Origin of the sequence: Acinetobacter sp. Leaf130, from assembly GCF_001423205.1 — a bacterium.
In the GTDB taxonomy this organism is placed as follows: Bacteria; Pseudomonadota; Gammaproteobacteria; order Pseudomonadales; family Moraxellaceae; genus Acinetobacter; species Acinetobacter calcoaceticus.
The window spans coordinates 244,795-267,811 of record NZ_LMOE01000001.1 but is presented as its reverse complement, the minus strand read 5'-3'; the positions used below and the strand labels follow the sequence as shown (position 1 = coordinate 267,811).

Here is a 23,017-nt window from a genome sequence, read left to right as displayed (position 1 = left end):
GATATGTAACCCTTAGTCATTCTAAACATTGGTATTTAATGGGATAATTATTAAAGTACAAGTGTTTACATGATCTATAAATATTTGCGCTCATGTTCAGCTAAAATCAAAGCAGACCAGTTTATTGTTGCAATCACTCAATAGGCAAAAGACACTTCATCGAAAGACAGGTTCTTTACCCACTTTACTGATTTAGCGCCGTCAACTGTGTCACTCAATGATGAAAGACAGGAAATTTTATGGAAAAAGCTCTGCAATGTCCTAAGTGTGGTTCTACAGAAATTGAAGCACGTGACCATGACAAATTACTTAGAACAACTGGCGGTGTTTTACTCACAGCTGCTGGCACAACAGCAGGCACTGTAGGTGGTGCAGCAACTGGCGCTACTGTTGGTGCAGCTATTGGTACGATTGCTGGACCTTTAGGTGTGATTGTTGGCGGAACTGTTGGAACTTTTGTTGGTGCAATTAGTGCAGGAATCACTGGCGGTGTGGTTGGTAATATTTTTGGTAAAAAAGCGGGTGTGATGATCGATAAGAACATTTTTCAGGATTACCGCTGCCTAAAATGTAAATACCGTTTTAAACAAAAGAAATAATATTTATCTAAGTTAAGCTCAGATTTAATTTATTTTAAAGGTAAGGAAAGTAAGTATTTTTGATTGCTTTCCCCTCCCTTTTCTTTCTTATTACTCTCAGCTCAAAGTAATAAAAAATAATCTAATAATATTTTTGATCGTCACTATTTTCATATCCAGATAATCTAGCTCAATAACAGATATGCAGATTAATTTAATTTTTAAAAATTCTACTGAACTGTTAAAATATGGGTCTTCTTGATTTCATTACCACCACCTGCATAAAAACCCGCCCAAATATTAATAGTAAATCTACCTTTATATTTAGGTGTCCCGTTGACCTCAATAATATTACAACCATCTAAATCATTAGTAGTTTTAACTGTTATTCCTAAATTTTCAGGTATATCTTTTTTTAAAGGCGAACTTGTATCACTAAATTTACCTCCAGAAATCTGTATAATTTGTCTATACTCTTTATTAACATGAGCTATAGGCAAACTATCAGGAGTAATTATATATTTCTTACCACAACCGGTAAGTATCAATAGAATTGAAAAAATAATAGAGTAAATATAGTGATTAGATTTTCCCATCATTAGGCTATCTTCTTCCTGTTAAATGGATAGAAATTTTATTTTACTTATTAAAAGTTAAGTTCTCTTTTTACTGAACTGTAAAAGCATAGGTTTTATCGATTTCATTACCGCCGCCTGCATAAAAACCCACCCAGACATGAATTGTAAATGTACCTTTATATTTTGGGGTTCCCTTGACTTCAATAATATTATAACCATCTCGATCATTAGCAGGTTGAACTGTTATTCCTAAATCTTCAGGAATATTTGTGTTCAATGGCTGATCTTTATCAACGACTTTACCACCTGAAATATGAATTACTTGATGATATTTTTGATTGACATGAGCAACTGGTAACTCATCAGGTGTAATCGTATATTTCTTACCACAACCTGTAAGTATCAATAATATTGAGAAAATAGCGATAATTTTCATTAGAATATCTAAAACCAATAATAATTTAAAATTAAGTTAATTCAACAATTAGAACACTATATTTTTTAAATTATTAACTATATTCTTTCCTGATCTTAGATATTATTTATCTTAGTCCAGACCAATTTAATAAATATTTATTAGCAGCCACATTGTTTTTTTATAATTTCTATATTTTTGGCCGACTCTTGATCTCCTTGATCAGCAGCAATCTGAAGTAATTCAATTGATTTACTAATGTTTTTTTCTACCCCTCTCCCTTCATAGTATATTCCAGCAAGCATTTTAGCGGCATTTCCATCTTTTCCATTTATAATAGCCTTGTTATACCAATAGGCAGCCTTTTCATAATCTAAAGGGGTCCCTTCGCCATTAAAATACATATTCCCCAAATTAAACTGTGCACTTAAGTCACCCAAAAGAGCAGCTCTATTAAAAAGATTAAAGGCCTTATTATTATCCTGTTCTACACCAACTCCATCCTTATACATTCTTCCTAAAAAATTAATAGCTACTCTATTATCTTTTTTCGAAAGTTCAGAAAAGGTATCTAAAGCCTTGGGAATATTAGTATATTTAGTTACCTCTGTATAATAAATTATACCCAAATTAGCTTTGGCTTCCTCCTTACCTTGTTCGGCAGCTTTTTCAAACCAATACACAGCTTTATCTAAGTTAACCTTATTACCATTTAATCCTTGTTGATATATAACACCTATATTGTATTGAGCAACTGGTTCACCATTTTCTGCATCTTTTTTATATTTACTTAACTCACTATTGGAGCTTTTGACTTTTATATTAGATGAATGACATCCTACCAAAGTTAATGTACTAAATATAAATATTGATAAGAAAATTTTCATATTATCTCTCATTTAAAACATGCCTTGGTTTGGAAATCAAGTGGATGATAGCCCATTTTGGAAGGAGCCTCAGGAATTCTTGGAGCTGGCGGTAATTTATGATCAACAGTTGACTGTTGGTTTTGTGAAGCTTTGAAATTATATTCTCAATCTTTAGTAGTATGTACATGATCATAAAACTATTCTTATTATTAAAATCAGTAATTAGATAGATTATAATTTTCTATAGATACAGGCATATATCTTTTATTAAAATTGATCTATGAAAATCCTTCTTTTTGAAACGTTGTTTTTTCGTTTATGTTATTTTACGTTGCAAATTGAGCAAGTAGAATTCTTGTATAGTAAATTAACACCCATTAATCTATCCGAGATAAAAGATGTTATCAAAAAAAATTTTTCTAACTGTTTGTCTTTTAAGTATCTTAAGTTCAGGTTGTGCAAAATCTGTCAATCAAGCTAATGACAATAATGAACAACAGCACTCTAATCAGAATAATATAGATAATATTAATGTAAATGATATCCGATCAAAAGCTGAAAAGGGAGATCCGGAAGCACAGTACAATTTAGGTGTAATGTATGCAGAAGGATATAAAGACATTCAACCCGATACTCTAAAAGCTATTGAATGGTACACTTTATCTGCAAATCAGGGTTATGTTAATGCTCAATATAATTTAGGTTTATTATACATGGGAAATGAGCATATTAAACCAGATTATATCAAAGCAAAATATTGGTATGAGAAAGCCGCAGTACAAGGTGATATTCCATCCTTAAACGAACTTGGAAATTTCTACAGTAAAGGCTTAGGTATTAAGCAGGACTATCAAAAGGCTATTAAATACTACTTAGATGCTGCAAATGCAGGTGATTCAGATGCTCAAACAAATCTTGGCACCATGTTTTTACATGGTAGAGGAGTAAGTCAAAACAAGTTAGAAGCTTCTCAATGGTATTTAAAAGCTGCTATCCAAGGAGATATTGATGCCCAATATAATTTAGGGCTTATGTACTTACTCGGAGATGGTATAAAACAAGATTATCCTCAAGCACAAAAATGGTTTTTGGCAGCTGCAAATCAAGGCGAAAGCAATGCACAATTTCATCTCGGGAAAATATATAAAGACGGGCTAGGAGTAGATAAGAACTTATCCTTAGCCCGTACCTGGTTTGAAAAGTCTGCTGAAGCAGGAAACTCATATGCAGCTCAAGAATTATCCAAGATGAACTAATATCTTTATATTTAGACAGGTTTCTCTTTAATATGTTGAAGGGAAGCCATGTGCTCCCAAATCCCAACTATGACCGGGACCATGAATAATAGATGGGCCATTTGGATTACCAACCATTTCTTTACCTTGACTAATAGTAATACCTCTTGCTTTACTTTTTGACTTATACTCATCTTTATAAATATAAGGGCTTATTTTATCAGTGTGTGAGCCCGCACAGTATTTAGATTCTCCTGTTGCTGCACACCCTTCTATATAACCTCTATTAACTTGTCTTTCCCCATAATGGTAATTACGTTCAAAAACCCCATACTCATAACCTAAACCTACTTTTCGTTCCATTGTTAATGTACTTTCACCATTACCTTTATAATTAGCGTAAATCCCAACACCAACTCCTGCTGTCGCTGAGCCGCCTACAGATTTCCCTGCCGCATATCTTTCGGCTACATCTTTTAAACTTTTACTTGTTGCATACTTTTCATATGTATCTGATGCTGATTTTACACTTCCATATGAACCAATCGAATTCGATGCAAGCCCCCGCGGATCTATCCATTGAGTTGGATCACTTACATAAGCAGAGGTATTAATTCCGCCACTTAAACCAATCGGGTCTTTACTCATATATCTTGCACTATGAGGCTCATAATAACGATAACGGTTATAGTGTAGTTCTGTTTCCAGATCGTAATATTGTCCTTGAAAGCGTAAATTATTTTGTTCAAATGGATTATCTTGGTTTACCGCTGTAATTTCCGATGCCGTTCCCCATGTGTCTTGGAGAATTTCCCATACACACTCTCCTCGGGTATTGGTCATGGTTTGTGGTGTTCCTACCTGATCACAGTGGTAAAAAGTAATTTGCTCTACATCAGTACGTTTTTTTCGAGTATTACTATTCCATACTGGGTCTTTATAAATAGAATAAGGTTTTGTTTGATATTCCTGATAATCAGGAGTTTCTATGAGTTGAATGAAATCCTTATAACCTGCTTGTAATAGTGGAACAAAGCTATCAGGTTCATAAATATAGTGTTTTGTATAATTGGTCTGTGCAGATTTAAAAGACTCCCATATCATTAAATCTCCATCCCAACCAAATAAAGTTAATGCTCTGGCTGTTTTTTTGTAGAGTCGACGACCAAATACATCATAACCATATTCTGTAATTAGACCATTATTATCGCTTCGAATAAGTCTGTTTTGATTGTCCCAAGTCAGTTTAAGGTTTTTGCCTGCTTGAGTAATCTCTATCACATTACCTTGAGCATCATATTGGTAGTGTTTACCTTTATAACTTTTAATAAGGTTATTTTTAATTTGTGCTGGACTTAATACCGAGTCAGTGTCAATTAAGTTACCAGCTGGGTCAAAGCTAAAGCTTTCTGCTTTATGTAGACTTTGAGCTGCGATTAAACGCCCAATTGGATCATATTGATAATTGAGCTTACCCAGACGGCTATCTTCGACTTGACTAAGCAAATAGTTTTGATCGTATTGATAGTATCTATGTGCTTGATATTGTAAATAGTCTTGGGTTTCTTGCTCAGATTGAATGAGCTGTGCACTCAATAACCCGATATCATTATATTGTTTGGTTTGAATGAGTCCATTTGCTAATAATCGTGTTGTTTCTCTATGCAAATCATCACGCTGAAATGAAACAACTTCTTGGTTATTCAAACCAATTGCATAAATATGCCCTGAACCATAAACAAGATGGTTCAATGTTTGGCCATCAGGTCGAATTGTTTTAATTAAATTTCCAAGCTCATCATATTCATAACGTAATACTGCTGTGAGCGGTTTCAGTTCTGGAATTTTATAATGTTGGTGCTCTCTAACCAACTGTCCAAGTGCATTGCGATAGAAATCAATTTGGCTAACCTCATTACTGGCTCGGCTCAGTTGGCTATTCAGGTTATAGTCAAATTGTTCTGTTTGTTTCTTTCCTGTATGTAAATGGGTAAAGCTTTTTGATGCAATCTGTCCATCGGCATAATAGTCAAATTGGGTCAGTATATTTGGTTGACGGATTTGAAATAACCTTCCGTTCTCATTGTAACTGTAGTGCTTTTCCTCTCCATCAAAGGCCTGCTCACGTATCAAATATCCATACGGGTTGTGTTCAAACAAATATTCGGCTTGATTTTGGTTAATCAGCTTTTGAATGCGGCCTTGTTTGTCCCATTGATAAGCTACGCTATGTCGATTGGCATCAATACGTTGCTCTAATAAGCCAACTTGATTGTACTTATATTCCGTTACTAAACCTTTAGTATCTATGTGCTTAAGTAAGCGTCCTTCTTCATCATGTTCAAAGTATTCTTTTAACCCATCAGGATAAATAATGCTTTGTAGCTGCCCTTTATCTCGGCCTTTGGTACTGTAAATATACTGTACAACTTTATTATTTGCAGTTTGTTCAGCTGTCAGTGCACCATCTTCATCATATTCCCATGTACTACTCTTACCTGAGCAATCAGTATATGAAATCATCTGCCCCAATTCATTGTATTGAATTTTCTTAGCACTACCTTTTGCATCAATAACTTCAACCAATTGATTATTATTTTTATATTTGTACTGTGTGATATGCCCTAATGGATTGATTTCTTTACTAAGGTTACCATTTTTATCATATTCGCGTTTCCAAATACTGCCCTCTGGGTCTTTAATTTCAACTAAATTACCCTGTTCATCATATGCAAAACGAATTACTCCGCCGTTTGGCTGGAAAATTTTAACAAGTTGATCTTGATCATTATATTCTTGTTGAGTCTCTCGCCCTTCAAAATCAATTTGACGAGTAATCCGCTTTTGCCCATCACGGCTGTACCATGATTCACGTCCATCTGCTAAACGTGTGCGGTAAGTAAACCCATTGAGGTCAAAGTAATAGTAAGTTGGAACATCATAAGCGTCATAAACCGCCACTTGACGTAAACGTGGATGCCATTTTAGTTTGGTATGGAAACTACCATCATCGGCCCATTCTTCTATCGCTTTAGCTTTGGCGTCTGTTGATTCATAGCGAATATTTTGTCCACGCCCTGTACGGTCTGTATAACGTGTTAGTTGATGAGAGTGATTATATTCATAAGTTCTTGTATGGCCATTCTGATCAATAGCTTTAATTAAGTTACCGCGGGTATCATATTCATAACGAGCTAATGGTTCGGCTTTATCATCTAAAAACACCGCCATAATTTTAACTTGCTCATTAAAAGCAAATTTTAATTGGTGTTTGGCATGCTCTAATTGAAAATCAACATATTGAAGATAAGCAACCTTTTCAAAAATAAGGTAACTTAAATCAATCTTTTCTTGTGTTTTTTCATTGAATTGTTGAATCAATTGATAAGGCTGTCCAACTGAAAACTGATGAAATTGAAAAGACCAGTCTCCCCCAAAGTTTAGAACCAAATCTCCACTTTTAAGAGGTTGTACTATTATTCCTTCATACGGTACTTCATAAGTTTCAAATGTAATGGAAGCTGACAGTTGATGCTTTCGCCCTTTACTATCAATAAATAGATAGCCTTGAGCATTTTGTTGAATCATATTGGAAAATGGCATCATCCAACGTGCACCAATCATGCTTTGATCAAACTCATCCATTTGTGAGTTATATTGCCGTATAAAAGAAAAACCTATTTTCGGTAAATAGAAGTCTGCATGTTGAACCCGTTCAGCACCAATTGAATAGCTAATACTTTTTCCAGATTGCGAATCAGCACCTTCACATGGCGGAGCATTTAAAGCATCTGCCTGTAAACTTACAAACTCTAAAGTGTCTCCTTTCGTATGCCGTTCATACTCACCCGTCTGGTTGATTGGCACATTTGCATTACCTTTATTTTCTAATGCTTGTATAGCTTTCAGTGTTTCTTGTAATAGCCATGCCAACGTATATTTTTGGCTTGCATTCGCTTGCTGTTGTAAAGTTTGACTTAAAGCCGCAATAGCTTGAGTTGCTTCTTGTTGTAAAAGACTTGTTATATTTGGTTGTATTTTAGGGGTTAAATTTGCTTGGGTAGGCTTCCCTAACAAATCAATGAGTGGAATGGCCCAATTTGTAAATTTGAGTTTTGGATCTCGTTTCTCTGCACTTGCACCTGCCGCAGTAGTTATTCCTACATTTATACCTATTGCTGGGGTCGCCATGCTTTGTAATATAGTTACACCCAACGCCGTAGCACTGGCAAGTAGAGTGCTTAACTTCGCTTGAGTCTCTTTTAAAAAGTTCTCTAAATCTCCAGCGATCATCGCATTAAGATGTAAACCTAACCGCTTAATATCAGTTTCTGTAATTTTTCCATTTTCTCGATATAAGCGCTGTGCCATTAAACCAAACATCGGACGTAAAGCCATGCGCGCATGAGCTTCATTACTTGGTTCTGAAAATAAGCCTATTAAATTTGCCGCAAGTAATGCCCCACGTTGTACAGCAACATCACCAGTTTTCTTATCTGTAGCATAGAGCATTAGGTCTAACACACTACCCGTTAATGCAAAGATATTAGCAATCGTGGTTATATTGGCCTTACTTTTTATTTGTTCTAGTGTCGTGTTTCCACACACTTGTAAATAACGCTGAACCTGACTTGCAATCATTTGCAAGTCCGCTACATCCGTAACGCTATTTAAGTTAAAAACAGCAAGTTCAACAGCAGGTTGTTTTTTAATTTCTTTCTGTTGTGTATTCTCTTTAGCCATCAATATAAAACCTTTAATTCATTCAATTACAGCAATATTTTTCTATGTTGAATCGCTCTATTCATCTAATCTACTTTTTTGACTGCACAAAATTATCTACAGCACTCTGCTGAATAGGTGAATCTTGATTTATGGACTTAGATAATTTTGCAGCCATTTGATTACTTAGAAAACCTTCGCTCTGCTCTTTAAGCATTTCAAGAGACTGGCTTGGGTTTACCGCCATTTGACCAAGACTTTTTATTTGATCAGCAGATAGATTGAGATTAAGTTGTTTTGAAACAGTATTGAGGGCGGTATTGGTTACTTGATTTTTAATCTGGCCTACTGTTTGTCCAACTAAATTATCTAAAGTATTTTTACCCAAGTTTTTGAAACTATTTTTATCAGTTGAAAAAAGATTATTTTGCAACTGAGACATAGCATTTTGCCCCACTGCTCCTAGGGCATTTTTCATTAAACCTTGGATGCTTTTGATTGGCTCAGCCCAAGTGTATTTACGATTAAAATCACTGCTTTGTAGCCATGCACTTGTATTATCTTTCTCAAAAATTACTTTAGCCGGTCCGGGCGCAATACCTGTTACTTGTGCGAAACCATTTCCATCGAGTTTGCCTGTGATTTGCTTACCTAATGAATCAATAACTTTATAGCTATTTTGCTTGAAGAAATTTTCTCCACCATAACTCCGTAATAACTCCAAAGCTCCTTGCATGGATTTAGCTTTAGGTAACTGTGGAGTATTTGCACTCACACTTGCTCCAGAAGTAAATACATGCTGCCCAGCTTTCACCTCAAACTTCCCACCTGTGACAGGGAAAATTCCCGAACTATTGATCTTAATTTGGGAACCGCCAGATGTGATTACAATTTCTTTAGAGGCAGTAATTTCAATTCGATCTTCTGTAGAAATAATCTGAACACCTTTACGTGCAATTAAGTCTGCTCCGTCAGCTTGGGCTTGTATCTCAACTTTCCCTTTACCCGCATAGAGCCTAGCTCCCTGTTGGGCTGCAAAAAGACTGATCTTATTTTGTGCGTGTGCAATTATGTTCTTTTGAGTGCTTAAATTAATACTATCTCCAGCACTTTGGCTTAATTGGCCATCTGCACTTAGGTGTATATCTTCGTTACTCGCTATAGCCATGCTATTTGGTGCACTTAACACCATAATAGCTTGCTTAAATACAGCTGCTTTTTCTTTATCTTGCTGTTCAATTTGCTCTAAGAAAGTTTTTAGATTTTCAAGTACTTCCAGTGGATCGGTTTGCTGATTTTTAGCAACTTCACTAAGTGCTTTGGCATTATTGAGGCCACCCTCTATTTGTTGTTTGGCATTATTTGCATCAAGATGTACACCTTGGGCTTGGTCCTGTTTATGAGTAGTAATGAGTAAACCACTACCAGCTCGAACAGCCCCCCATTGATCCGTTCTGAGTTCAAACCCCTCACCACGATCTTCACTTGTTGCACTTTCTTTAGGATGGCTCAAATTACCAAGGTTTAACTGACTAGCAGCATGGCTACTTTGTAACTGTGCACTAATTTGTCCAGTCGTATCATCAAGTCGTAACTGGTTAAAGCCTTTTGCAGCCACCTCTTCTGAACGAATGCCACTTAGTTTTTTGGTATCGGGTAACTGTCCTTTCTGGTCAAACCGGGTTGGATGACGTTCGGCCTCGTGAATGCGGCCTACCACAAATGGGCGATCGACATTACCATCAAAGAAATTAATAGCAACGATTTCTCCAACACGTGGCAAGAAACGTACACCATACCCCTTTCCAGCCCAAGGGGTTAAAACATCGACCCAAGCCGAATCAGTATCATTGTCATTACTTCCCGCTCCACCATCGTGGTTATGGTCATCACTTCTGGTAAACAAGAAACGAACTTTAATGCGTCCCCATTGATCAACATAAATCTCTTCACCTGCTGGACCAACTACACGCGCACGTTGAGGAGAAGCTTTAGGCCGATTTTGTAATGGTTGATATTCAGGCACAATTTTAATATTGCGGCGTTGTAAAATCAGCTCATTACCCTGACGTTCTTCTGTGTTACCCAACTGCCAATCGCTTTGTTGAACCAAAGCTTGAATTTGCTGATTTAAATCTTTGGGTAAATTGTTTTGATTGTAGTAACTCTTACCAATAATTAAGAACTCTTTGTCTGCTCCACTATGTAGATCAATTTCTGGATGCTCATTAAGTTCAAACCAATAGCCGACTTGTGTATCCCGTACACTAGTTTGAGCAACAAACTGCTTAGATTGAGCATCATGATAAGCACTTAAGTTTTGATTGAACTTTTCTAGCTGCTGACCACTTGCTGGTGTTGCACCATCTTCACCTTTCAAATCTTGCATCCATGCTGGGCTAAAATGCCAAGCATCTTCAAGACTTAAACTCTGATTGTCATAATTACTGCTATGTTGATGTTTGCTTTGTACATTGCCAGCCCCATCTGTTTGTTGTAATACATCTGACTGCCAACGCTGCACATACACAGAAGTCGGCTGTAAACTACGACCAGCGATTAGACTAGTCATGCTATCAAACTGTTCAGTTGCACTACTGCGATGGTAACGAACCGTTCTTCTTGTCAGCGCTTGAAATTGGTTATTATCATCAATGAGACGTAATTTTTGTGCCTGAATATGATCTGTATTATTCGGTACAATCAGTTCCGCTTCATCAATCAGCCAATTAATACCTTCACTTCGCCATAAACGAGTTAGAAAGTCATAGTCAGTTTCGTTCAACTGCATAACGAAAGGACGAGTATCATATTGCTGTTTTAACCCACTCAAATCTAGTGTAAGGCTAGCAGCAAATAATGGGCTTTTTCCTTGCCATTCTTGAAAAAGAATTTCACTAATTTCTTTCACACTCTTGCTCATAAACACACGGCTATTTCTGCGTTTATGCCAAAGATAAGTTGAATCACTTATTGTGAGCTTATATAAAGTTAGAGCACCATCACTTTGCCCCTGCGATGCTCCAGTAATAATACCTGTGGTACGAAATAATTGTCCTTGATCTGTCACCTGATCAACAGCAACCTGTACACCTATAAATTTTTTAAGTGGAAGGTGAGCATTGGTTGATAAACAAATCAAATCCGCAGTTATGCCCTGATTAAGATAATGTTGCCCATCTATACGTTGTAAAAAAACCTGACTATTCAGGGATGCATCTGAAAATTGAAGGTATACCGAACGATGTTTTGAGAGAAAACCAAAATTCTCTAAAATTTGAAAGATATTATTAAACATCACTTTTTTATATATCTGAGTTATAAACAACTATATTTTATAAAAAATAGACAGATTTGTCTATTTTAGTAAATGCCTAATCAAAATAATCTATAAGCTATGTTATTTATTCATTTGCACTAAATAAACTGCATTAAAAAATAATCCAACAATCGTTCTCTTTCATCTGGCTTGTTTGGATCTAAAAGCTGAACCATTGCCCCATCAATCACAAATAAAAACATGTGTGCATCTTGTTTTGAAGCATTTGCATTGGTTGTTAAAAGCAAATTATAGATTTCATTAATGAACCAATTTCGATAGTCAATCACCACCTGATATGCGTTGGGATGTGTTTTTGAAATCTCAAAAATAGCCTTAAAAGGCAAATGATAAAGTCCGTCTAAATCGGCATGTAAAAAGTAAATTTTGCGAAGCTTTTCAAGCAGAGTTAAGTCTTTTTGAACATAAATGATTGAAAGTACTTCTTGTTTAAGACCATCTTTTTGGAAAGTCAGGCTCATTTCAATCAGCCTTTCTTTTGAGTGAAAGTAGTTATAAAAAGTGGCTTTGGGAACTTTTGCTGACTCAATAATTCGGTCGACCCCGACATTGTGAAAGCCATAGTTGTTAAACAAATATCTGGAAGTGTGAAGCACACTTAAAGCACGAAATGGGAGATCTGAATGTGGCATAGTTTTACCGTTATAAAAAATTCTTGTTGTATATAAATGAGATAAAAATGCCTTCACTCTTTTTTAAGCAAATAAAAGGCATAGCAAAGCCCATAAAGACTGTGCTTGGCACATCTCAAGTTTTATTGTTGATTAAGTTTTTGGTTAAGACGAATTAAAGTCCGAAAAGCCTAATGACTTTCAAACTACTCTAAAAGTTTAAGTTGTGTCGTTATAACTTTTGGCAAAGGCTGCCAAGAAATAATGAATGTGCAAAGCCAACTCCTTTTTATTGGGAGTTCTGCCAAAACATTAAAATTATGGTGGCAGAACGGACCAAAGGTGTCCCCCTCCCGTTCCGCCACAGAGGGGGCACGAGGGTGCACACACTAAAAGTATAAAACCTTTAGTGCTCGTTTGAATCAGCCTGTCAAAGCCGGCTGGCAATGTGGCCAGCAGGCAAAGGATAGTGCTCTACCCTTTGGCAGTCAAGCACACTAAACGATATTTGCTTTAAAATAGATCATTAAAAAGTAAGGATAAATAATGAGTGAGTTATTGTTAAAGAAGGGTTTATAACGGTATTGAAATTTATATAGATATATTAGTTTCGACAGGTAAGATTAGAATATAAAATGCTAAATGATGAAATGAATGATGTAGAAAGTTTCAGTTAGAAATCGCAATAAGTCACCAATATGCCTTTAAACCTATTATTTATACTTCTCTCGATCAGCTTTCTGCTCCGAACAACTCAATAAGAATATAATGGTAAAAATAGTTGTTTGCTTTTCATTCTATTTCTTTCAATTTATAAAAAATATATAATATTCTCAATAGTTTTCTAATTATCTATTACTTTCAATCAAGATCATTTAGTTTCAATAAAGAGAATAAAATGCAAGAACAAGCTTTACCCTCATCTCCTCAAGATTTGAATGAGGATCAAAATATTACGTCACCACCAATTTCTCAATCAGGAATTTATCATTTTAAGTTTCATGGTAAAGCTTCAGAATATTTTGGAATCTGGATCGTTAATATTCTTTTAACTATTATTACTTTAAGCTTATATGCACCGTGGGCTAAAGTTCGTCGCTTACGCTATTTCTATGGCAATACTGAATTTTTTGAACGCCGCTTTGATTTTACAGGCATTCCAACCAAGATTTTGATTGGACGTTTAATTGCATTAGGAATTTACGCAATATTTGCAATTTCATCACAGTATTCAATGATTGCGACTGTGGTTGGACTAGTTGCACTATATACAGCAGTACCTTGGCTAATTCGTGCTACTTTGCGTTTTACGGCAAGAAATAGTAAGTTCAGCAACGTACGTTTTTATTTTGGTGGAACGATAAAAGAATCTTATAAAGTCTTTCTTTTGAGTATATTGGTATATATTTTCACATTAGGAATCTTTACACCTGTAGCTATTTGGCTATATAAAAAATATTATCTTAACAACTTATATGCTGGACAATTAAATTTTAAATTAAACGCGAAATGGTCTGCATATATGGCAGCAGTTTATATCCCAGTTTTTATTGCAATTGGTATAATTGCTATTTTTTCAATAATTTACTTTGCTATGGCAGGAACAATTTCTGAATAGTTATGGTATATGCATTTATTGGATTATTTATTTATCCATTAATTGCTGCACGTATTTTTATTACTACATGGAACAATACGACAGTTGGAAACAGTCAATTTAAAACAGACTGTAATCAATGGCGTTTTGCATGGATTGTAGCTTCAAACTGGATTGTAAAAATCTTAACCATAGGTTTAATGTCTGCTTGGGCTGCGGTTCGTATTCACAAATATCAGATTGAATCGATGAGTTTAATTTTATTAGATGATCCAGATCAAATGATGAATCTCGCTCAGCAAGAACAAAGTGCTTTAGCTGAAGAAATCAGTGATATTTTTGATATTGACATCTCTCTATAATAATCTGAGTTTAATAATTTATGTCCCAAGCAGTAGATATCATTTTCTATGATGGCATAGTGTCTAAACCTCACCGTGCTCAGATTTCAGCTCAATCTAAATCTGAAGTTCTCATTCGGTATGGTGAGCAATTAGAACAACAACGTCATTATCAATATACTGATATGAAATTGATTGGTGCGCTGGGACAGTTACACCCAGTAATTGAATTATCTGATGATGCACGGATTGAATTTCATAGTGCATTACCTGAATGGTTTAATTACACAACTAAAAAGGTTCAACATTCGATCTGGAAACTTGAACGCTCTCCGAGTCTTATTCTTTTTAGTGTAATTTTTGTGATTACTTTTGCGATCAGTCTAGTGAAATGGGGTGTTCCAGCCACATCCCATTATCTTGCTTTTCAATTACCAGAGAATACCTTAAAGAAACTAGGTGATGAAGCCGAGAATTATGTATTAAATAATTGGACTGCACCCAGCCAATTAGCACAAACTCAAAAAGACCAAATTACTAAACAATATTTGAATACTATTGCTGAAAACAGACCAGCCAAATTAGTCTTCCGTAAAGGCGATCATTTAGGAGCAAATGCTGTAGCGCTACCTAATAATACGATTATCGTCACAGATGAACTGATCAAAATGGCACATACTAATCAGGAAATCTTAGGCGTATTAGCCCATGAACAAGGCCATTTGGTTTATCGCCATAGTTTGCAACAAGGGTTAACTAGTTTAGGCTTAAGTATATTATACATTGCAATGACAGGAGATAATTCAGACTTATTTACCTCATTACCTGCTGCTATGATAGGTGCAAATTACTCACGTAAATTTGAGTCCGAAGCCGATCTATATGCTTTACAGCTGATGGATAGGAAGCATATAGAAGTCTCGCACTTCGCAAATTTCTTACAACGTTTAAGCGATACAACAGAAGAAGGTATCGATAAAAAAAATCAGTCCAACCCACCAACTTCTCAAGAAGAATCTTCAGCTAATAAACTATCTACAGCTGTTCTTGATACTTTATCTTCTCATCCTGCAACTAAAGAGCGTATTCGAATGGTTCATGATTTTGAGAAAAAACAACATGCTAAAGATTAAATAGTAGAAAACGAAGATTCATTCCCAAGACACTATTAAATATAAAGTTAAGCTGAAATCTAAATCTGCTTAACTCAATCCAAATTTTTATACAGGTTTCTAAGTACTAAAACATTTTTAAAGGCGCACAAAATAATTTATAGATTCACAAGCTCTATCTAGAAAATTTATGGTCTTTAGGAAGTGGAGCATCACATGGTTGATCTGTCTTTATATTGACCATTTTCACCGGTCCATCATTGTAAATGGTTACCTTACAACCTTTTACGACATATTCCTGTTGAATGCCACCATACATTTCATCCTCAGAAACAGCAGATGCAACATCACACGCCTCGTCAGCACGGCATGCAGCCTCCCCTCCACTAGCCTCTACAGCTTCTGCTCCAGCTGCTTCCATTGCGTCTACAGCACTCTCTTGTACTTCAACATCTACAGCCTGTATCTTTGCAGCATATGTATTTGAAAGATTCATCATAAGAAAAATTGCAAGAAATAACTTATTACAGTGATTTATTAAATTCATGAACTATCCATATTTATTAATTTAAATTCAGCGTATACCGAGATCGATTTTACTTTGCAAGTTAGGGATGCAAAGGGGTTAGTATTATAAAGAGCTATTTTACGCATAATTATACATATAGCAGCAATAGTTGACCCGAAAGAATTCTTCAAACAATTACAAGATATTGACCATTATGAGGATGCAATTAACTAAAAAATATAAAATTAAGCTGAAATCTAAATCTGCCCAACTCAATCCAAATTTTTATATAGGTTTCTAAGTACTAAAAACATTCACATAAAAAAAGCCCCTGCTTTTAACAGAGGCTTTTCGAATTTGGCGGGTGAGATCCTAATTTAAACTAAGTATTGATGACATGGCTTTGTGCAATTCATTGTCAGCCGACTCAATGTTGTTGCTTTGCCAAGCAATATAGCCATCTGGCCTGATCACTATGCAGGCATTTTCATCATTACCCCAAGAGCGAGAAAGTTCTCCATAAGAGTCTTCAACCTCTCTTTTTGGACCTATCTGTATAACTTTAATATCTAAGTTGAGCTGGCAATTAATGTTATCTACTGCAAACTTCCATTTGTCACCTTGTAACCAACAGAAAAGCGTAAATTCTCCATTTCCGATTAAGTCTAAGGTTGATATTTTTCTATGATTTTTGACTAACCATGTATGTGGGAGTTTATGGCCAGAAGTAAATGAGGGATAATAATAAAGATCTTCATCTCTACTAAAATCTATTTTATTTTCAATATTATATTCTGCTCCAACAATTGCTGATGAATGATAACGTACGTTAGTTTCTACGCCTAAGGCAGCAAATTCATAAGCTTTATATTCAATTGCAGATCTTAAATCACGGCGTTTAACAGCACCTTTTTCATTACCTTCGCTTAAGGCATTTATGCTTCCTTGCATCGTCTCTGTACTGTACTTTCCATCTAACTCTAAAGCAGAAAAGATTGTAGAGAACTCTCTAATACTTTGATTTGCTCGCTTAACAATTCGCTCACCAACAGGTGCTCTTTCTTCATTAAAACTGTCTAATAAACCACGACCCGCTTTGCCATTTAATACAAATGCTAATTTCCAACATAAGTTATAAGCGTCTTGTATAGATGAGTTTGAACCTAATCCATTCGAAGGTGGATGGCGATGGACTGCATCACCAATACAGAAAACTCGACCTTTCGAATACTGCTCTGCATACATTTCATTTACTGTCCATAACGACTTACTACTTATATTTATTTCAATTTCGTTATCACCAATAAGCTGTTTGCAAATTGCAATCGCCTCATCATCGGTAAGAGATGGCTCTTCTTTTTCAATGTCATAACCCCAAACAATCTGCCATTCATTCCAAGGTCTGACCATACGCAACAATCCTAACCCGATCCCTCCAATGTTTGCTCCAGGTTGTATAATCCACCAAAGATATCCAGGTCGATGCGAAACTAATTTTGTTAAATCGGCTTTAAAAATAATGCTTATACTGCCACTTTTCCCCATTTTACCAGCCATAGGTAAATCTAAATCTTTTACAACTTTGCTACTCGCCCCATCAGCTCCGATTAAATACTTACATCGAATTAGGTATGTTTCTTTAGTCAGTCTATCTAGAACAGTAACTGTTACACCCTTCTCATCTTGTACATGAGATAAATATTCTGTATCAAATCTTGGATGGCTTCCTCGTGATGCCGCATTTGAAAGCAAAATAGGTTCAAATAGGTGTTGAGGAAGATCGCACTGTTCACAAGGGCTCGCTTTAGCGTACTCTGACATTCTTTCTGGATGATTCATTCCATAAGGAAAACGTCCAATTTCATCACCCGTTAAAGATGTGCAATAAACAACATCACCCATAACTTCCTTGGGCGCTGCTTTTGCTATTACTTCATCAGATATCCCTAAATCTCGAATAATTTCCATAGTTCTTTGACTGATATAATGAGCACGAGGGCTGTTTGCCAGCCATCTATATTTAGTTATTATGATATTTCTAATTCCATAACTACTTAACATAAGTGCAGCAGAAGAACCAGCTGGACCACTCCCAACAATTAAAACATCAGTTTCTAACATTTTTATCCTATTACTTATATATTCTTGGGTAGCTAAATGGCTATTGCGTAAACTTAAAGAAAACAACCATTTTAGATATAATATTGCTTCAAAAAATGAAGCTCAGTTATTAATAAAATATTCACAACATTAAGCGTAAAATAAACTTTCGCTCTAATTTTTAAATATAAATTATTCCTATATTACCCCCTATTTACAAAATCATCATAAATACAACCTCTATCCAATAATAGCTATTTATTAATTTTGATAATTTTTTAAATTCTAAAATTATTCGTAATTTTTAAAAGTTCACAAACTACTTTCTATAGTATTGAGCTCTAATAAGGTATTAGCAATATTTTTTGTATATTAAATATATGTTAACCATATTTATTAAATAAATTTTGATCATACCATTTTTCAAATTCAAAACTAGTTTCAGGAAAATTCTTGATCATATCCTCACACTCGTTAAACATTTTTTCTACTTCACTTTTAAAATCAATCTTTACTCCTCCAAGATCTTCTAGTTCGGTCCCTCTATGAATTATATTAATTAAGTCGATAGAGCAATTATTTTCTTGTAAAAGTCTAAGCATATATGGAGTATACAAAAAATGTTCAGCCTCATTTATATCTATATAATCATTTTTTAAAGAATGTAAAACACCCAGATTAACTAGTAAAATTAACTTTTCCAAATCAGTTTTTCCAGATCTACTCATTTATCTCTCCAACCATTCTTATATTAATCTCAAAATCTTATTGAACTGGCTTTAGTAATAATCGATATATTCATTTTATATCTAAGTAACTATATTAAATTTTTCTATTTAGAGCCATTTTAAATCCTACAGAATAAGTAGGGTAACCTTCAGGCTAGATATTGACGCAACTCAGTCAATTTACGCCATAGAAATAAAAAAAAGCCCCTGCTATTAACAGGGGCTTTTCGAATTTTGGCGGAAGCGGTGAGATTCGAACTCACGGAGGACTCACACCCTCGTCGGTTTTCAAGACCGGTGCATTAAACCGCTCTGCCACGCTTCCATGTGCGTAAGAATACAAAGCTTATTCATTTTATTCAAGAAAAATATCATCGCTTTGTGTTCAAGTGCGTATTGTTTCATCAAATATTACAATCGAGCAGCTAATTCTGCTCCTTCTTTGATCGCACGCTTAGCATCTAGCTCCGCTGCGAGCTTTGCACCACCAATAATGTAGTAGTTCGCTATAGTCGACTCACCTTCTTTTGGCATCAAGTCTTTTACCGACTCTTGACCTGCACACACCACAATCGTATCGACACGTAAAAGCTGGTCTTGACCATTGTGCTCAATCCAAAGCCCTTCATCAGTGACTGCTTTATATTGCACACCACGGAGCATACGTACGCCATGCTTTTTAAGCTGTGCACGATGTACCCAACCTGAAGTTTTACCAAGGCCAATACCTAATGGCGTGGTTTTACGTTGCAGTAAATAAATCTGGCGAACGGGAAGTTCAACTACTGGTGGTTGCATACCACCTTCAGAAATATAGTTTGGATCTGGGTCTACGCCCCATTCACGTTGCCACTCGGCTAAAGGTTGAGGCTGTGGTTGATGTGGAGGTTTAAGTAAAAACTCTGACACATCAAAACCAATACCACCCGCACCAATCACTGCAACTTTTTGCCCAACTTCTGCCCCTTTTAAAACCTGAGCATAAGAAAGGACTTGTGGTGCATTGCTACCTTCAATTTTTAATGCACGAGGGATTACACCTGTTGCAACAATCACTTCATCAAAACCTTCACGTTCAAGTTGCTCACGGTTCACGCGAGTATTTAAACGTACATCCACCCCAGTTTTTTCGAGTTGGACTTTAAAGTAGCGAATAGTTTCGTGAAACTCTTCTTTACCCGGCACCACCTTAGCAAAGTTAAACTGACCACCCACATCTGAAGTCGCTTCAAATAAAGTGACCGCATGACCACGGCTTGCCGCAACGGTTGCTGCGGACATTCCTGCCACTCCACCGCCCACAATTGCAATACGTTTAGGCTGCTTGGTTTTTAAATAGACCAGTTCAGTTTCATGACCTGCGCGCGGGTTCACTAAACAAGACACACGCTTATTTTTAAAAGCATGGTCTAAACACGCTTGGTTACAAGCAATACAGGTATTAATTTCATCAACGCGGTTAGTCGCCGTTTTATTTACCCAAAAAGCATCGGCCAATAAAGGTCGTGCCATTTGAACCATATCTGCTTTGCCAGTTGCCAAAATTTCTTCGGCAGTTTCAGGCATGTTAATACGGTTTGAAGCAATAATTGGAATGGAAATATGTTGTTTTACATGAGCTGTGTAATCGACAAAAGCCGCACGAGGTACAGACGTTACAATGGTTGGTACACGTGCTTCATGCCAGCCGATGCCCGTATTTAATAAAGTTACACCTGCCTTTTCTAGAGCTTTGGCAACAATCACGACTTCTTGCATGGTGTTACCGTCATGAACTAAATCGAGTAAAGACAAGCGGAAACAAATAATAAATTTCTCGCCAACTTTGGCACGAATCGCTTTAACAATCTCGACCGGAAAACGCATACGGTTTTCAATGTCACCGCCCCAGCGATCAGTACGCTGGTTCACGTGACTACTTAAAAACTGGTTAATTAAATAACCTTCCGAGCCCATAATTTCAACACCGTCATAGCCTGCTTTTTTGGCAATGTCAGCGCACTGTGCATAATCGTCAATTGTGCTGAGAATATTTTTTTCAGAAAGCTGGCGTGGTTTAAACGGCGAAATTGGAGATTTAATAGCTGTTGAAGACACAACAAACGGTTGGTAACCATATCTGCCCGCATGCAAGATTTGCATTAAGATTTTAGAGCCATGTTTATGAACAGCATGAGTTACCAGACGGTGCTGAGGAACATCAAATAGACTGTTCATGGTTCCGCCAGCAGGTGCTAACCACCCTTGACGGTTCGGTGAAATACCACCTGTCACAATCAGGCCAACCCCACCTTTGGCACGCTCTTCAAAATAAGCAGCCAGTTTAGGGTAATTATAGAAACGGTCTTCTAAGCCCGTATGCATGGATCCCATCACCACACGGTTTTTAATAGTGGTAAAGCCTAAATGTAATGGTTTTAATAGATTGGCGTAACTTGTCATGCTGCGTCCCAATAGTTTTTTGCAACTTGTTGCATAGTACTTTAATACTTTTTTTCCGCTTTTGGATGACCCAGTAAAGAAATTTATTGGAGCTTATGGTCAATCCATAAAAACCAATCGTATTACTTTTATTTAATAACACTAATGAAATCTGGTTCTTTCTCCAATTTATATAATAAAAACTGCATAATCACGCCAAGAATGATGACAAATCATATTCATCCTATTTTCTTTTTAAGTCATTAAAATTCTTTTCTTATTTGGACAACAATACTTCGTTCACCTCTTATCATTCTATAAATACGCTTAGATTTTTTATCAAATTAAAACTTCAAATCAGAACAAGTGAATTAATGCTTTTTTTGCCAAAAAAAGCACCATGAATAGTGCTACAATAGCCGCCATTCAGAATTCTCGAGACCACCTACACGGGGTCTTTTTTATAAATGTTAGGATTAGCAATGACTGATAATGCAACTATCTTGCAGCATGTACCAGTAGGCAAAAAAGTTGGGATTGCCTTCTCCGGAGGCCTAGACACTTCAGCTGCTCTATTGTGGATGAAACAAAAAGGCGCAGAGCCTTATGCATACACTGCAAACTTAGGCCAGCCTGATGAAGATGACTACGATGCAATTCCAAAGAAAGCAGAACAATACGGCGCTGTAAAAGCTCGCTTAATTGACTGCCGCTTACAACTTGCGCTCGAAGGTATTGCTGCAATTCAGTGTGGTGCATTCCATATCAGTACAGGTGGTGTTCCTTATTTCAATACGACTCCATTAGGTCGTGCAGTAACAGGTACAATGTTAGTTACTGCAATGAAAGAAGATGACGTAAACATCTGGGGTGACGGCTCAACTTATAAAGGTAACGATATTGAACGTTTCTATCGTTATGGTTTGTTGACCAACCCGAATCTTAAAATTTACAAGCCTTGGTTAGATCAAAACTTCATCGATGAACTCGGTGGCCGTGCTGAAATGTCACAGTTCCTGATCGACAATGGTTTTGACTACAAAATGTCAAAAGAAAAAGCGTATTCAACTGACTCAAACATGTTGGGTGCAACTCACGAAGCAAAAGATCTTGAATACTTAAATGCTGGTATCAAAATCGTTGACCCAATTATGGGCGTTGCTTTCTGGAAAGACGAAGTTGAAATCAAACCAGAAGAAGTGACTGTACGCTTTGAAGAAGGTGTACCTGTTGCATTGAACGGCCAAACTTTTAACAATCCGGTTGAGCTTATTCTTGAAGCAAACCGTATTGGTGGTCGTCATGGTCTAGGTATGTCTGACCAAATCGAAAACCGTATTATCGAAGCAAAATCTCGTGGTATCTATGAAGCACCGGGTATGGCCCTTCTTCATATTGCTTATGAGCGTTTGGTTACTGGTATTCACAACGAAGATACAATCGAACAATACCGCATTAACGGTTTACGTTTAGGTCGTTTACTTTACCAAGGTCGTTGGTTCGACTCTCAAGCACTGATGTTGCGTGAAACTGCACAGCGTTGGGTTGCTAAAGCAGTTACTGGTGAAGTTACGCTTGAACTTCGTCGTGGTAATGACTACACCATCATGAACACTGAATCTCCGAACTTAACGTACGAAGCTGAACGTTTAACAATGGAAAAAGGCGATTCAATGTTCTCGCCTATGGACCGTATTGGTCAGTTGACTATGCGTAACCTCGACATTACCGATACACGTGCAAAACTTGGTATCTATACAGATGCTGGTTTACTTTCAATCGGTCAAGGTTCTGCTATTCCTCAATTAGACAGTAAGAAAAAATAATTTTCTTATAGCGTCAAAAAAGGCCACCTATTAAGG

General features: G+C 36.3%; 14 protein-coding genes, 1 tRNA gene and 1 pseudogene. 5 read left to right on the top strand and 11 right to left on the bottom strand.

From position 1 onward, the window contains the following. The first annotated feature begins 239 nt into the window (after positions 1 to 239). Positions 240 to 599, top strand: a complete 360-nt coding sequence (locus tag ASF86_RS01165; protein ID WP_056478614.1) for a hypothetical protein — start codon at positions 240 to 242, stop codon at positions 597 to 599. 209 nt (positions 600 to 808) lie between these two features. Here ASF86_RS01165 and ASF86_RS01160 read toward each other — a convergent pair whose 3' ends face one another. From ASF86_RS01160 to ASF86_RS01150, 3 genes are all read right to left on the bottom strand, one after another. Beyond that, the gene (locus ASF86_RS01160; protein ID WP_227508766.1) at positions 809 to 1,177 is read right to left on the bottom strand and encodes a hypothetical protein; all 369 of its coding nucleotides are present in this window, start codon (positions 1,175 to 1,177) and stop codon (positions 809 to 811) included. A gap of 67 nt (positions 1,178 to 1,244) precedes the next feature. Beyond that, positions 1,245 to 1,592, bottom strand: coding sequence for a hypothetical protein (locus ASF86_RS01155; protein ID WP_056478612.1), 348 nt, complete (start codon positions 1,590 to 1,592; stop codon positions 1,245 to 1,247). 140 nt (positions 1,593 to 1,732) lie between these two features. Then, positions 1,733 to 2,470 carry a tetratricopeptide repeat protein gene (locus tag ASF86_RS01150; RefSeq protein WP_056478610.1) on the bottom strand — a complete coding sequence of 246 codons (738 nt, stop codon included), beginning with the start codon at positions 2,468 to 2,470 and terminating at the stop codon, positions 1,733 to 1,735. 368 nt (positions 2,471 to 2,838) lie between these two features. Here ASF86_RS01150 and ASF86_RS01145 point away from each other — a divergent pair, with 368 nt between their 5' ends. Then, the gene (locus ASF86_RS01145) at positions 2,839 to 3,696 is read left to right on the top strand and encodes a tetratricopeptide repeat protein (RefSeq protein WP_056478608.1); all 858 of its coding nucleotides are present in this window, start codon (positions 2,839 to 2,841) and stop codon (positions 3,694 to 3,696) included. A gap of 27 nt (positions 3,697 to 3,723) precedes the next feature. On the opposite strand, the gene ASF86_RS01140 is transcribed toward ASF86_RS01145, so the two are convergent. From ASF86_RS01140 to ASF86_RS01130, 3 genes are all read right to left on the bottom strand, one after another. Further along, a complete protein-coding gene (locus ASF86_RS01140; protein WP_056478607.1) occupies positions 3,724 to 8,418 on the bottom strand; it encodes an RHS repeat-associated core domain-containing protein in 4,695 nt (1,564 codons plus the stop codon). 70 nt (positions 8,419 to 8,488) lie between these two features. Beyond that, a complete protein-coding gene (locus ASF86_RS01135; RefSeq protein ID WP_056478606.1) occupies positions 8,489 to 11,695 on the bottom strand; it encodes a type VI secretion system Vgr family protein in 3,207 nt (1,068 codons plus the stop codon). A 119-nt stretch (positions 11,696 to 11,814) separates the two neighbouring features. Then, positions 11,815 to 12,369, bottom strand: a complete 555-nt coding sequence (locus ASF86_RS01130; RefSeq protein ID WP_056478605.1) for a TetR/AcrR family transcriptional regulator — start codon at positions 12,367 to 12,369, stop codon at positions 11,815 to 11,817. 877 nt (positions 12,370 to 13,246) lie between these two features. Here ASF86_RS01130 and ASF86_RS01125 point away from each other — a divergent pair. Further along, positions 13,247 to 14,307, top strand: a pseudogene (locus tag ASF86_RS01125) (YjgN family protein). A gap of 20 nt (positions 14,308 to 14,327) precedes the next feature. Next, a complete protein-coding gene (locus ASF86_RS01120) occupies positions 14,328 to 15,419 on the top strand; it encodes a M48 family metallopeptidase (RefSeq protein WP_056478603.1) in 1,092 nt (363 codons plus the stop codon). Between the two features lie 154 nt (positions 15,420 to 15,573). Here ASF86_RS01120 and ASF86_RS01115 read toward each other — a convergent pair whose 3' ends face one another. The 5 genes from ASF86_RS01115 to ASF86_RS01095 all read right to left on the bottom strand — a co-directional run bounded on the left by ASF86_RS01115 (position 15,574) and on the right by ASF86_RS01095 (position 21,176). Beyond that, complete coding sequence (locus tag ASF86_RS01115) at positions 15,574 to 15,897, bottom strand: hypothetical protein (protein ID WP_081407607.1); 324 nt, start codon at positions 15,895 to 15,897, stop codon at positions 15,574 to 15,576. Positions 15,898 to 16,278: 381 nt separating this feature from the next. Next, positions 16,279 to 18,027 (bottom strand): FAD-dependent oxidoreductase, encoded by a 1,749-nt coding sequence (locus tag ASF86_RS01110; protein WP_056478601.1) that lies wholly within the window; start codon positions 18,025 to 18,027, stop codon positions 16,279 to 16,281. 362 nt (positions 18,028 to 18,389) lie between these two features. Continuing rightward, positions 18,390 to 18,734: a DUF3969 family protein gene (locus tag ASF86_RS01105; RefSeq protein WP_056478599.1), complete on the bottom strand. Its 345-nt coding sequence runs from the start codon at positions 18,732 to 18,734 to the stop codon at positions 18,390 to 18,392. A gap of 235 nt (positions 18,735 to 18,969) precedes the next feature. Then, a tRNA-Ser gene (locus ASF86_RS01100) sits at positions 18,970 to 19,059 on the bottom strand. Between the two features lie 86 nt (positions 19,060 to 19,145). Continuing rightward, on the bottom strand, positions 19,146 to 21,176 hold the full coding sequence (locus tag ASF86_RS01095; RefSeq protein WP_056478597.1) for an NADPH-dependent 2,4-dienoyl-CoA reductase: 2,031 nt from the start codon (positions 21,174 to 21,176) through the stop codon (positions 19,146 to 19,148). Between the two features lie 446 nt (positions 21,177 to 21,622). On the opposite strand from ASF86_RS01095, the gene argG reads away from it, so the two are divergent. Continuing rightward, positions 21,623 to 22,981 (top strand): argininosuccinate synthase, encoded by a 1,359-nt coding sequence (argG, locus tag ASF86_RS01090; RefSeq protein ID WP_080026529.1) that lies wholly within the window; start codon positions 21,623 to 21,625, stop codon positions 22,979 to 22,981. The last annotated feature ends 36 nt before the right edge of the window (positions 22,982 to 23,017 follow it).